At 64.4% G+C, this 12,145-nt stretch carries 11 protein-coding genes; 8 read left to right on the forward strand and 3 right to left on the reverse strand.

The window, feature by feature from the left end; genetic code table 11:
- Positions 1-111: 111 nt before the first annotated feature.
- On the forward strand, positions 112-1,320 hold the full coding sequence (locus NZ951_03450; GenBank protein ID MCS7206978.1) for an MFS transporter: 1,209 nt from the start codon (positions 112-114) through the stop codon (positions 1,318-1,320).
- A 9-nt stretch (positions 1,321-1,329) separates the two neighbouring features.
- On the opposite strand, the gene NZ951_03455 is transcribed toward NZ951_03450, so the two are convergent.
- The gene (locus NZ951_03455) at positions 1,330-2,466 is read right to left on the reverse strand and encodes an aminotransferase class V-fold PLP-dependent enzyme (GenBank protein ID MCS7206979.1); all 1,137 of its coding nucleotides are present in this window, start codon (positions 2,464-2,466) and stop codon (positions 1,330-1,332) included.
- 14 nt (positions 2,467-2,480) lie between these two features.
- On the reverse strand, positions 2,481-3,692 hold the full coding sequence (locus NZ951_03460) for a M24 family metallopeptidase (protein ID MCS7206980.1): 1,212 nt from the start codon (positions 3,690-3,692) through the stop codon (positions 2,481-2,483).
- Between the two features lie 164 nt (positions 3,693-3,856).
- Between NZ951_03460 and NZ951_03465 the strand changes: the two genes are divergently transcribed.
- The 3 genes from NZ951_03465 (at position 3,857) to NZ951_03475 (ending at position 7,621) form a co-directional block, all read left to right on the forward strand.
- Entirely contained in the window at positions 3,857-4,396 is a 540-nt protein-coding gene (locus tag NZ951_03465) for a tetratricopeptide repeat protein (GenBank protein ID MCS7206981.1), read from the forward strand.
- A 62-nt stretch (positions 4,397-4,458) separates the two neighbouring features.
- Positions 4,459-6,021 (forward strand): TldD/PmbA family protein, encoded by a 1,563-nt coding sequence (locus tag NZ951_03470; GenBank protein ID MCS7206982.1) that lies wholly within the window; start codon positions 4,459-4,461, stop codon positions 6,019-6,021.
- Between the two features lie 31 nt (positions 6,022-6,052).
- The gene (locus NZ951_03475; protein MCS7206983.1) at positions 6,053-7,621 is read left to right on the forward strand and encodes a metallopeptidase TldD-related protein; all 1,569 of its coding nucleotides are present in this window, start codon (positions 6,053-6,055) and stop codon (positions 7,619-7,621) included.
- A gap of 83 nt (positions 7,622-7,704) precedes the next feature.
- Here NZ951_03475 and NZ951_03480 read toward each other — a convergent pair whose 3' ends face one another.
- Positions 7,705-9,123 (reverse strand): class II fumarate hydratase, encoded by a 1,419-nt coding sequence (locus NZ951_03480; protein MCS7206984.1) that lies wholly within the window; start codon positions 9,121-9,123, stop codon positions 7,705-7,707.
- A 141-nt stretch (positions 9,124-9,264) separates the two neighbouring features.
- Between NZ951_03480 and NZ951_03485 the strand changes: the two genes are divergently transcribed.
- From NZ951_03485 to NZ951_03500, 4 genes are all read left to right on the forward strand, one after another.
- Positions 9,265-10,701: an ATP-binding protein gene (locus NZ951_03485; GenBank protein ID MCS7206985.1), complete on the forward strand. Its 1,437-nt coding sequence runs from the start codon at positions 9,265-9,267 to the stop codon at positions 10,699-10,701.
- Positions 10,702-10,703: 2 nt separating this feature from the next.
- The gene (locus NZ951_03490; protein ID MCS7206986.1) at positions 10,704-11,426 is read left to right on the forward strand and encodes a response regulator transcription factor; all 723 of its coding nucleotides are present in this window, start codon (positions 10,704-10,706) and stop codon (positions 11,424-11,426) included.
- Positions 11,427-11,536: 110 nt separating this feature from the next.
- Entirely contained in the window at positions 11,537-11,947 is a 411-nt protein-coding gene (locus tag NZ951_03495) for a response regulator (GenBank protein ID MCS7206987.1), read from the forward strand.
- Positions 11,944-12,135: a hypothetical protein gene (locus NZ951_03500; GenBank protein MCS7206988.1), complete on the forward strand. Its 192-nt coding sequence runs from the start codon at positions 11,944-11,946 to the stop codon at positions 12,133-12,135. Before NZ951_03495 ends, NZ951_03500 begins: the two co-directional genes overlap by 4 nt.
- Positions 12,136-12,145: the final 10 nt, after the last annotated feature.

Here is a 12,145-nt window from a genome sequence, read left to right on the forward strand (position 1 = left end):
GCGCGTTGTGGGTTTTGTAGGGGATGGTTTCAGTGTAGCACAGTAAGGTTGCCAGGGGAGGGGAAACGCGCTACCATCGTGCACAGACCCAGCCAACGGGAGGGGGCTTATATGGAACAGGTGAGTGCGCCACCACGCACGGGTCTAGGGGCGGGGCGTGTCTTTTTGTTGGGCGGGCTGACTTTAGGGCACGCCATTATCCACTGGTATCAACAGTCCTTTGTCATCCTGTTGCCAGAGATCAAGCGCACCCTGGGGTTAGACCCGGTGCAGGTGGGTGCCCTCTCTAGCGTGCGGGCCATATCAGGGGGCGCGGCGAATCTGCCTGCTGGCTTCATCTCCGATCTGTTCCGACGGCAGGGGGCGTTGGTTCTGGCAGTGAGTATGGCGTGGATAGGGCTGGCGTATCTGCTGGTAGGTATCGCCCCGACGTATGCCCTCTTGTTACCAGCCGTGGCTTTGGTGGGGATGGGTGGGGCCATCTGGCACCCGCCGGCCATTGGGCTGTTGTCGCGCCGCTGGGCCGACCGTCGGGGTTTCGCGGTGGCCGTGCACGGGGTGGGGGGGAGCATCGGCGATACCCTGGCACCCCTGGCGGTAGGGATATTGTTACTCGTCTTTTTCTGGCGCAATCTCCTCCATTTCTATGCTATTCCAGCGGTGGTGTTGGCGTTGGGTGTGTGGTGGTTCCTACGCTCCGCCTATCAGGAGGGCGGGGAACGGCCCACGCTTCGAGGCTATTTTGGGGCCGCGGGGAAGGTGTTGACGAATAAGGTGATTCTGGTGCTTCTGGTGGTGGCAGGTGTGCGGGCTATGGGCCAGCAGGCCATCCTGACCTTCCTGCCCATTTATTTGCGGGAGGACTTCCAGTATTCCTCGGCCTTCGCCGGCCTCATGCTGAGCGTGCTCACCCTGATGGGGATAGCGTCCCAGCCGGCTTTGGGGTGGCTATCCGACCGCTTCGGGAGGAAGGCGGTGCTTGTGCCGGGGCTGGCGTTGCTGGCTCTCTTCGCCTTGCTGCTGGCGTGGGCACGGCCCGGCTGGGAACTGGTAAGTGTTGTGGTGATTTTGGGGCTATTCTTCTACGCTCTACAGGCCACCATCTTGGCGGCGGCCATGGACGCCACGGCGCAGGGTGCCGAGGCCACCTCCGTCAGCCTCATCTTTGGTGGAACTTTCATCTTCTCCTCGGTGTCGCCGGTCATCGCGGGGGCGGTCGCCAAGGCGTGGGGCATCACCAGCGTGTTCTACTATGCGGCGGCCCTGTATGTGCTGTGTGTGGTGTTGACCCTCCCCTTGCGCCTGCGGCGGGGAACATAGGGGCCATCGCTACGGGGAAAGGGCCGCCCGCAGGTGCTGGGCGACGATGGCGTCTTCGCCCTCCCGCAGGGTGTGCACCGCGATGAGGAGGTTATTTCCCTCGGCACGGATGCGGATGCTGGGATTGCCCTGGCGCAGGGCCTGCTGCACAGCAACGGCCGTCTTCCCCAGAGGCTGTTCGTTCAGGGTTACCATCAGGCGCATCCAGGGCCCTTGGCGCTCCCAGAGGCGTTGGGTGGTAATGTGAGGGATGCCCTCCAACGCCTGCAGTATGGTGTGGATGCGTCGCTCCTGCTGGGCGAACCGCTCCTCGTGGTTCATTTGGAACCACTCCTGCAGAGCTACCACGGTGGCCACCACCTCTTGGCGGTCCACCTTGTAGCCCCGTCCGATAGCGTGGTTATCGTGGGTTTCATAGGCGATAAAGTTGTTGAGGGTGGCTGCCTCCACTGCCCCCTTCTTGCCGCACAGCACCCCTGTGGAATGGGTGGAGCCGAAGTATTTGGCTCCGAAGCACACCAGATCGGCCCCGCTCTGGCAGAGCCAGCGCATGCGCTCCAGCGGATAGACCTCTGCGGCGGCGTCGATCAGAACGGCCACTCCCCGGCGGTGCGCGATACTCACCACTTGGGGGATAGGGAGGATTCCCGGGTCGCCCTCCATGCGCGCCAGGTAGAGGATGCCGGCCGTGCGGGGGCCGATGGCCCGCTCCAACTGGTCGGGGGTGGTGCCTTGCTCGTCCCCCACCTCCACCAGCTGTCCCCCGGGCACCGTGACACAGCGGTCGTAGTGATAGCGCATGCGCTTCTGGATGAGGAACTCGTTGTTCATCCCTGTGGTGTCGGGCAGGCGGGCGATGCGGGCGGGGTCGGTGCCGGTCATGATGCCGGCTGCCCCCAGCACCAGGGCGGCATAGCACCCTGAGGTAACCAGAGCCGCCTCGGCCCCCAGAATGCGGGCGATAACCTGTCCCGACTTCGTCAGCAGTTCCTCCATATCCACGAAGGACTCGTTGGCCTCCTCCATTGCGGCCAGCACCCGGGGACTGAGCATGGATCCGCCGAGAATGGTCATGCTCCCGGCGGCGTTAATGACCCGACGGACGCCCAATGCCTCGTAAATACCTGCGGTCTGCCTGGCGCACATGCCTACCCCCCTTCTCAACTGGGGCGATTATAGGAGGGGCCTTTAGGGAGGTCAAGACGCTCGCCAATAAGCACTATGCTCTGCTGCACGGCAGTGGTAACCTGGGGGCCAGAGGGGCTAAAGAATACATCTATCTCCGAGCGCACGCCAAACTCCGGGAGGTAGATGCCCGGCTCAATGGTGAAGCCGATCCCAGGGATGATGCAACGGGTGTCCCGTGTTTCCCAGGAATCCAGGTTGACGGCGTCCCCGTGCACCGTGCGCCCCAGACTATGTCCCAGGCGATGGGTGAAGTACTTGCCATAACCTGCCTGGGCGATCAGGCGGCGGGCGACCCTGTCCACCTGCCATCCCTGGAGCACCCGCCCCTTTTCCCACGCCTTCTGAAGTGCGGAGAGGGCCGCATCCCGCGCCTGGCAGACGACGCGGAACACCTCTTGCTGCCGGGGAGGGGCTTCAGGGCCAGCGTATCCCACCCATGTGATGTCGGCATAGATGGTGTCTTCCCCCTTCAGACGCCCCCATAGGTCTATAAGCACCCAGTCGCCGCGGCGCACGGGTGCCGCTGCGGAGGGGGTCGGCTCGTAGTGGGGGTCGCTGGAGTGGGCGTTGACAGCCACGATGGGGCCTTCGGGGCTTTCCAGCCCCAGGTCGGCGAAGCGTGTGCGGATGAACTGGGCCGTGTCCCACTCGGTCAAGGCCCCCGACAGGTCCTGCCCCAGGAAGGCGAACGCCTCCAGAACGATGGCCGACAGCAAGCAGGCTGCCTCCCGGTGGGACTGCTCCTGGGCGGGCGTCCAGAGGAGGGCGGACTCCTGGAACAGGTCGCCCGAGGGGAGCACCTGCAGTCCCCATCCCCGCACCAGTTCCACTGTCCCCGCGTCCACTCGCCCCACCCGCGGGAGGGCCCCCTGGGGGCTATATTCCATAGCCACACGCTGCAGTCCCGTGAGCCATCGGCGCAGATGGCGGAGCATCTGGGCACGGTTGGCGAACACGGTGAGGGGCAATCCCAGGCTCCGGAACTTGCCGGCATCTACGGCGTGCACTAACAGGCGGGGCTGACCACGCGCTGGGACGAACAGCCAGCAGGGGCGGGTTACCATGCCCAGTTTGCCGACGACCGCCCAAAACACGGGGTTGGCCCCCAGGTAGTCGTAGAGGAGCCAGGCGTCCACACGGTGGCGGCGCAGCCACCCTTGGGCCTTCTCCACGGTGGACAACATAGTGGTTTCTCTCTGTCGGTGCTATGGTAGCCCACTTTCTTCCCGATGGCAACGGCGAGGGGAGGAACAGGGCTGACTTGCGCCAGGCACGGGGATATAATGAGACTAAAACCCCCTGATTGTGCAGGGGAACTCCTTGTACCTTTGCAGAGAGAGTGCACACCGTGACACGCCGGCACCGGGCCTGCGGGGCTCGGGGCGTGGGGGGTGAGCCTGTGCAGAGGGGAGCAGAGCACCAGCGGGAGGCATGGGAACTGTTCCAGAGGGGCTACGCACTCCAAAAGCAGGGGCGCTTGGAGGAGGCGGTGCGCGCCTACCAACGTTCCTTGGACATTTACCCAACGGCGGAAGCCTATACCTTCCTAGGCTGGGCACTCTCCCACATGGGCCGTTTGGAGGAGGCCATTGAGTATTGCCGGAAGGCCATCGCCTTAGACCCGGACTACGGCAATCCCTATAACGATATCGGGGCGTACCTGATTGAACTGGGGCGGTTAGACGAGGCGATTCCCTGGCTGGAACAGGCCTTGCGTGCCAAACGCTACGACCACTACTGCTTCCCCTGGATGAACCTGGGGCGCATTTGGGAGCGCAAAGGGCTGTGGTATCGGGCGCTGGAATGTTATAAGAATGCTCTCCAGTGCGACCCCCACTACCAGCCCGCCGCCCGGGCCCTGGCCCGTCTGCGGGGCCTGTTGAACTAACCCCGCCTCCACCGGGGACACACACCCGAGGGTGTGGTATATTCGGCAGGGGAGGTCTACCCATGAGCATCGGTATCGAGTCCTTGGACGCTGTGATTCCTGTGGCGGAGGAGGTGGCACGGACGGCGCGCCGCCTGCGGGGGTGTCGGGAGTGCGAAATTCGCCTGGGGGCGTGGGAGGTGCGCACCTGCACCGCCGAGAACGGCGTGGAAAAGGTCAGCACCGCCGACTGCCACATGGGGCTGGGGGTGCGGGTGGTGGCCGAGAACGGCTCCATAGCCGCAGGTTTCTGCGGCAGGGTGCTGGGGGGAGCCGATCTGTCCCGTAGCATGCAGGTGCTGCAGGATGCGGTTCGTCACGCCCACGCGCGCGCCGTTGCCAACGCCCGGGAAAAACACCGTGTCGCCACCCTTTATGGATCCCTGGGGGCGAGTTTCACGCCTTTGGCGTTGCTGCCGGCCCCTGTGGTGCGGACGCGCATTCCCCCCGTGTTTCGGATAGACCCCCGCTCTGTGCCCTTGGAGGAGGTGGTGCGTCTGGTCACCCGGGCCTCCCGGGCAGCGGCGGGCGTCAGCCCACAGGTGGCTTTCAACACCGTCATCGGAACGACGGCTTTGGTGCGGGATGTGTTTGTGAGCGCCGCCGGCTCGTCGATTGACCGCATCTATGCCTTATCGGAGGGCCTGGTGTTCGTGGCCTCTCGGGGGGAGACGGGCCCCCTGGACCTTTACGATTTCACTGGCCATCAGAGGGGTTGGGAGGTGCTCACCGAAGGCTACCGCAACGCCCATATCCATTTGGAGCCGCTGGAGGAGTTCGCCCGCCGCCTGGCTTCTACGGCGGTGGAAGTCTCCAATGCCCCCCACTTGCGCCCGCCCGAGGGGGAGGTGGTGGTGGTAACCGATCCCCACTTCAACGCCCTGGTGTGCCACGAGGTGGTGGGGCATCCCTCGGAACTGGACCGGGCTTTCAAAATGGAGACGGCGTACGCAGGGCGCTCCTGGCTGTTCAAAGACCTGCAGGAGAACATGCTGGGCAAGCAGGTCGCTTCGCCGTTGGTGAGCGTAGTGTCGGACCCGACGATGGAGGGGTTTGGCTCGTATCCCTATGACCACGAGGGCACTCCCGCCCGGCGGGTCTACAACATCCGAAATGGCATTTACACCGAGTTCCTCTCCAGCCGGCAAACGGCAGCCCTCCTGGGCTTGGAAAGCAACGGACACTATGTGGCTACCGAGCCTTTCCGTGTGCCCCTTATTCGCATGTCCAACACGGCTTTCCTGGGAGGGGACCGGGATCCTCAGGACATCATCGGCGACGTGGAGCGGGGGTGGTATGTGGTGGGGCACCGCATCCCCTCGGTGGCCGAGAGCCGGGAGAACTTCCGCATCTCGGCGGTGAAGGTGTATGAAATCCGCAACGGTCAGATAGGGCAACTCTATCGGGACGGAGCGGTCATGGCCGATACTCGCGACTTTTTTATGCACATTGACGCGGTGGGGAACGACTTCCGCCTGTTCCCCATCCCCAACTGCGGGAAGGGGCAGCCCATGCAGGCCAAGCGGATGAGCAACGGGGGCCCCACCCTGCGCTCGGTGGCCCGTCTGACGGGAACTTCCCGCTGACCCTCGCAGTGCATTGGAAGGAGAGTGGGTTATGATCCCCCTGGCAACTTTGAAGCGGACGGTGCAGGAGGGGCTGGCTTACCTGCACGCTCAGCCCGATGTGCAGGAGGCGGAGGTGTTTGCCGCCTCCAATGGCGCTTTGTTCGCCCGCCTTAACTACACCTCCCACCTGCCCTGCAACGGGGTGGAGGAGCCCAAGTCCCAAGAGTCCTATGGGGTGGCGGTGCGGATCCTGTTCCGAGGGGAGGGGGGTCTCCGCTACGGCGCAGGCTCGGAGCCGAGCGACCTGTCTCTGGAGGGGGTGAAGCGGGCCCTACAGAAGGCGCGGCGGGCAGCCGTGTTGGACCCCGACCGCACCTCCCTCCCTCGTCCCACGGGGGAGAGGCGTCGCCTGCGCCGGTACCACGACCCTTTGGTGATGCGCATGCGCGATGACGATTTGGTGCGGGTCGGGTGGACGGCTGTGGAGGGGGCACTGGGAGCATTCCAGTCGGCCGAGGATCTGGTGTCCTTAGTGGAGCGCCCCGACCAGTTGCCCCGCCTGGGCCTCATTCTGGGGGGGGATGTTACCGTCTTGCAGGAGCGCATCGCCGTCGGCTCCACCCATATCCCCGTGGATACGGACCAGTCCACCCTGGTGATGGCCTTCTTGACGAGTATGGTGGAGGCACGGGTCAGCAAAGGCTCGGCGTGGATGGTGGGAACTCGCCTGACCGACTTTTCCCCTGAGCCCGGGGCGGAATGCGCCCGTAACGCCGTCCGCGCGATGGACGGGGTGCGGGTGCCCGATGGGGAATATGCGTGTGTGCTCGGCCCCCAGGCTGTTACCGACCTGCTCAACCACATTATCCTCCCCAGCCTGAACCTGGGGGTCTTTTATGCGGGGGCGTCGGCCTTCCAGGGGAAGATGCTCCAGCCCATTGCCTCGCCCCTGCTGGATATGTGGGACGACGGCGCGGCGCCGGGCTTGGCGGGGAGCAAGGGTATCACCTGCGAGGGTCTCCCTACCGGGCGCACCGATTTGGTGCGGCAGGGGCGCTTGGTGGGCCTGCTGACCGACTACTATCGTAGTCAGCAAATCCTGCGCGACCCCCAGGCTCGGGCTAAGTTAGGTGTTGACCCCGCACAGGTGCGGGATGGGCTGGTGCCCCGCAACGGCTTCCGCTTCTTCTTCGGCGGGGGACGCCACCCTGAGGCGCCCGTGGGCATTTTCGGCACCAATGTGATCATCTCCACCAGCCAGCCCTGTACCCACGAGGAGCTGCTCCGCCGGGTAGGCAACGGCCTCTACATCGGGCGCATCTGGTATACCTACCCCATCAACGGGCTGGCGGCGGGCGACTTTACGTGCACAATAGTGGGGGACTCGTACCTGATAAAGGACGGGCGATTGGATAAGCCTATCAAGCCCAACACGGTGCGCATCAACGACAGCATCCATCGTGTCTTGCGGGGGATTATCGGCATCGGGGACAAGCCGCGGGGCACCCTCGTGTGGGCGGCCGATAGCATTATGTATGTGCCGGAGGTGGCCGTCCAGCGCCTTCAGGTGCGAGAGATTGCCGGCTTCATCGAGACGGTCTACCCGACGCGAGAGTGAAAGGGGGAGCGGCGTAGGGGTGGTCTCTTGGCCCGTGGGGGATACGAGAAGGGGCCTGGGATTGCCAGGCCCCTTTGGTCTTGCTAGCCGGATACTGGGCCAGCCCCCAGGCCGGGCTGGGTCATCTTCTCGGGGTCTAGGATTTTCCGCAGGTCCTCTTCGGTGAGGGTGGTGCGCTCCCGGGCCACCTCCCGAATCGTCTTTCCCGTGCGGGCGGCCTCTTTGGCGATGTCGGCGGCCTTATCGTAGCCGATGACGGGTGCCAGGGCGGTGGCCAGCATGAGACCCTTTTCTACCATCTCGGGACCTTTGGAGGTGGCCTTGAGGCCCTTGACGCACTGCTCGGTGAAGTTGCGGGATGCGGAGGCCAGAAGGGAAACGGACTCCAGCAGGTTGCGGGCGGCTAGGGGCATCATCAGGTTCAACTCCAAGTAACTGCCCAGGTTGGCCATCACCAGAGCAGTGTCGTTGGCCACCACCTGCCCGCACACCTGAATGAGGGACTCGGCGATGACGGGGTTGACCTTACCGGGCATGATGGAACTGCCAGGCTGGACCTCGGGTAGGAGCAATTCCCCGAGCCCCGCCCGCGGCCCTGATCCTAGCCAACGGATGTCGTTGGCTATCTTATGGAGGCTCAGGGCTACGGTGCGCACGGCGCCTCCCGCCGCCACCACATTGTCCAAGGTGGCCTGGGCCTGGAAGTGGTTATCCGTCTCGCGGATGGGGTAGCCGACCACTAGTGAGAGAAGGGTGCACACCTTGCCCGCAAACTGGGGATGGGTGTTCACCCCCGTTCCGACGGCGGTGCCCCCCAGGGCCACCTCTGCCAGCTCCTCCATGGCCCCCCGTAGGCGGCGGATACCCCGCTCCACCTGGCCGGCATAGCCTAGGAACTCCTGTCCCAGGCGAATGGGGGTGGCATCTTGAAGATGGGTGCGTCCCGTCTTGATGATGGGCCAGAACTCCTGGGACTTGGCCAGCAGGGCTTGGTGGAGCCCCTCCAGGGCGGGGATGAGGTCATCCTTGATGGCCATAAGGGACGAGAGGTGGATGGCGGTGGGGATCACATCGTTGGAGGACTGTCCCAGGTTGACGTGGTCGTTGGGGTGCACCTTGCGGGAGCCTCGGGGCAGGCCCAGCAGCTCGCCGGCGCGGTTGGCGATGACCTCGTTGGCGTTCATGTTGGTGGAGGTGCCCGAGCCGGTCTGGAAAATGTCCACCACAAACTGGTCGTCCCATCGCCCCTCCGCCACCTCCCAAGCTGATTGGACGATGGCGTTGCCGATGGAGGGGTCTAGCAGGCCCAGTTCCATATTCGCTTTGGCGGCTGCCCATTTGATGAGGCCTAGGGCGCGGATGAACCGCCGGGGGAAGCGCTGTCCGCTAATGGGGAAGTTGAGCACGGCCCGTTGAGTGGATGCTCCGTAGTAAGCATCGGCGGGCACCTCCATGGGGCCCATCGAATCCCGCTCTATGCGCGTGGGGCGGGCTACCGTCATCCTTCACCTCCCTTGCGGAGTACACCTTCCCTTATCTTACCCCTTCTGTGGTGGGATGGGGAGGGCGAAGAAATGGGGGGTTGCTTGTAGGGGTTGCCTGAGGCGTCCCTGCACGCTACCATAGGACAGTCGGAGCAGCGGATGGAGACAGTTGCGGCGTCTTTAGGGGGAAGCCTGGCGGCTCTCACCGAGCCTGCCTTGCTGGACTGGGGAGAGGGGGCCCTGCGCCGCCGGGTGGAGGAGGTGCTGGCCCGTCTGACAGGGGCGCGCAGAGTGTGGTTCGTCGCCCCAGGGGACTCCCCTCCGGCAGACGCTTACGCCCTCACCTTAGAGGTGCACGGACAGGCGCTGGGTTGGCTGGTTCTGGAGGGGGTGAGTGCCCTTGCCCCCTCTATTCGGGAGGAGGTTCGGGCAGTGGCGCTGGTGGGGCTTGCCCTTCTACGGGCCGTCCAGGCTCTGCACCGGGAAGAGCGTCTGCAGCGCGAGGCGCGCGCCCGCCAGCGTCGCCTTCAGGCTATCATAGACGCCATCCCCGAGGCCCTGGTCATCGTGCGGGCACCCACGGCCCACATCACTATGGCTAATCGCTGGGCACGCCACATGCTGGGAACAACGGAGGATGGGCGTCTTTCCATCGGCTCACTTTATGACCTACGCCTTTTCACGCCCGAGGGGGTGCCTCTGCCCTTTGACCAACGCCCCGTTACCCGCTGTTGGCGGGGGGAGGTGTGTGAGGGGTTGGAGGTGCTGTTGGAGGTGCGGCCAGGGCAGCGCATCCCTCTGCTGGTGAACGCTGCCCCTTTGACCAACGAGCAGGGGCAGGTTACCGGGGCGGTGGTGGTGTGGCAGGACATCAGCCGCCTCAAGCGGATGGAGCGCTTGCGCTCGGACTTCCTGTCCATGGTGAGCCACGACCTGCGCACACCCCTGGCCAGCATTAAGACCGCTATCTCCGCTTTGCGCACCGCCCCCGCTCTGGAGCCTGCGGCGACGGCCGAGTTGTTCCAGGCCATAGACGAGGAGACGGAGCGCCTGGTGCGCATGGTCAACGACTTGCTGGACCTGTCTCGCCTGGAGGCCGGGGCCTTGCCCATGGAGCCCGAGGAGTGTGGACTGGGGGACATCGTCCAGCAGGCGGTGCGGGAGGTGGAGCGGTCGGGACTGACGCAGGGGCGGACCCTGCAGGTAGACATCCCTCCCACCCTTCCGTCCCTATGGGCCGATGTCTCCCATATCCAGCGGGTGGTGGTGAACCTCCTGGTGAATGCTTTGGCGCATACACCGGCCTCTAGCCCTGTGCGCCTCTCGGCATATCACGATGACCGCCGCAACGAGGTCGTGGTGTGTGTGGCCGATCAAGGGCCGGGCATCCCTCCCGAAGACCTCCCCCACCTGTTTGAGCGTTTCTACCGTTCCCCCCACAAAAGCGGTCGGGGGTATGGCATCGGGCTGGGGTTGGCCATCTGCAAGGCGTTGGTAGAACTGCACGGGGGGCGTATTTGGGCTGAGAGCGCCTTAGGGCAGGGTTCTACCTTTTATTTTGCCCTTCCCCTTGCCAAAACGGATGCCCAGAGGTAACCGTGCAGTCTCCCAAGCCGTATCGCATCCTGGTGGTGGAGGACGACGCCCGCCTATGCCGTTTCCTGGCAGACCTGTTGCGTCGCCAGGACTATCAGGTGGAGAGCGCCACGGACGGCCTGCAGGCCCTCCAACAGGCCGAGGTTTTTCAGCCCCATCTGGTCCTACTGGATTTGCTTTTGCCGAATCTGAACGGCTTGGAGGTCCTCCACCGCCTGCGCCAGTGGAGCAACGCCGTGGTGCTGGTTCTCTCTGGGCGGGGGGAAGAGGCCCTTAAGGTGCGGGCGCTCGACCTGGGGGCCGACGATTACCTGACCAAGCCCTTCAGTCCGCCAGAACTTTTGGCCCGTGTGCGGGCGCTCCTGCGCCGAGCAGAGCACTCCCCATCACTGACCACTCCTCACCCTGTTCTCACGTTCGGGGATCTCACTATAGACCTCTCGGCCCGTATCGTGAAGCGCAGCGGCCAGGAGGTGCCCCTCACCAGGACCGAGTTCGCCCTCCTGCAAGTCCTCGTGGCCAATGCGGGGAAGGTGCTCACCCATAAGGAACTGCTCCAGCAGGTGTGGGGACCTGAATACGGTCAGGAGACCGAATACCTACGCACCTTCATTAAGCAACTGCGGCGCAAACTGGAGCCTGATCCCGCTCGCCCCCGCTACATTGTGACCCAAGCAGGGGTGGGGTATCGCTTTCAGCCCCCAGGCAACGCCGAGAGCAGGTGAAACGATTTTCTTCACGCTTTTTTCACACCGGCGCTCATTTCTTTCACGCCCGTTTCACACGCCTGGATTACCTTAGGTTGTGGTTGAGGGTAGTCAGAGGAGGGACAGGTATGGGGCTCCCCCTCACGGTTCTCCTGGTGGAGGACGACCCTACTCTGCTCCGCACTTTGCAGGTGGCCCTGGGGGCCCGGGGGTACCGGGTTCTCACGGCGCAGTGTGTGCGCGAAGGGCTGGCTGTGGTGATGGGAGCGACGAGTGTGGATGCGATGGTGATAGACCTGCGCCTGCCCGACGGGTTGGGATGGGACTTGGTGGAGCGCCTACGCCAAATTGGGCGTATACCCCCTCCCGCCGTGCTCATTAGTGCCTCTACCCTTTCCCGACGAGAGGTGCGGGAGCACGGTCTGGAGGGCTACCTGCCCAAACCGTTCAGTGTGGATCATTTGGTGGAGATGGTCTCCCTGGCCCTGAAAAGGGCCGGTCGGGGACTACCCTCCACCCGCAAGGAGGTGCTACTATGATCTGGTTCCGCGCATGCCCACGCTGCCATGGGGATCTGCGGGAGGTGGTGGATCAGTGGGGTAGAACGGTGCTCTGCCTGCAGTGCGGGTATGAGCTGACCCCCGCTCAGGAGGCCCGTTTGCGCTTGGAGACCGTCGCGCGCAAGGGGCAGGGGACGCATCGGGACCTGGTAGCCACGGGGCGATAAGCCCGCCCCA

The organism is Dehalococcoidia bacterium (assembly GCA_025060295.1).
Classification (GTDB): Bacteria; Chloroflexota; Dehalococcoidia; order Lucifugimonadales; family HRBIN23; genus HRBIN23.

Coding starts and splice junctions, on each gene's coding strand:
- NZ951_03450 (MCS7206978.1), top strand. CDS start 112: ATGGAACAGGTGAGTGCGCCACCACGCACGGGTCTAGGGGCGGGGCGT.
- NZ951_03455 (MCS7206979.1), bottom strand. CDS start 2,466: ATGTGCGCCAGGCAGACCGCAGGTATTTACGAGGCATTGGGCGTCCGT.
- NZ951_03460 (MCS7206980.1), bottom strand. CDS start 3,692: ATGTTGTCCACCGTGGAGAAGGCCCAAGGGTGGCTGCGCCGCCACCGT.
- NZ951_03470 (MCS7206982.1), top strand. CDS start 4,459: ATGAGCATCGGTATCGAGTCCTTGGACGCTGTGATTCCTGTGGCGGAG.
- NZ951_03475 (MCS7206983.1), top strand. CDS start 6,053: ATGATCCCCCTGGCAACTTTGAAGCGGACGGTGCAGGAGGGGCTGGCT.
- NZ951_03480 (MCS7206984.1), bottom strand. CDS start 9,123: ATGACGGTAGCCCGCCCCACGCGCATAGAGCGGGATTCGATGGGCCCC.
- NZ951_03485 (MCS7206985.1), top strand. CDS start 9,265: ATGGAGACAGTTGCGGCGTCTTTAGGGGGAAGCCTGGCGGCTCTCACC.
- NZ951_03495 (MCS7206987.1), top strand. CDS start 11,537: ATGGGGCTCCCCCTCACGGTTCTCCTGGTGGAGGACGACCCTACTCTG.
- NZ951_03500 (MCS7206988.1), top strand. CDS start 11,944: ATGATCTGGTTCCGCGCATGCCCACGCTGCCATGGGGATCTGCGGGAG.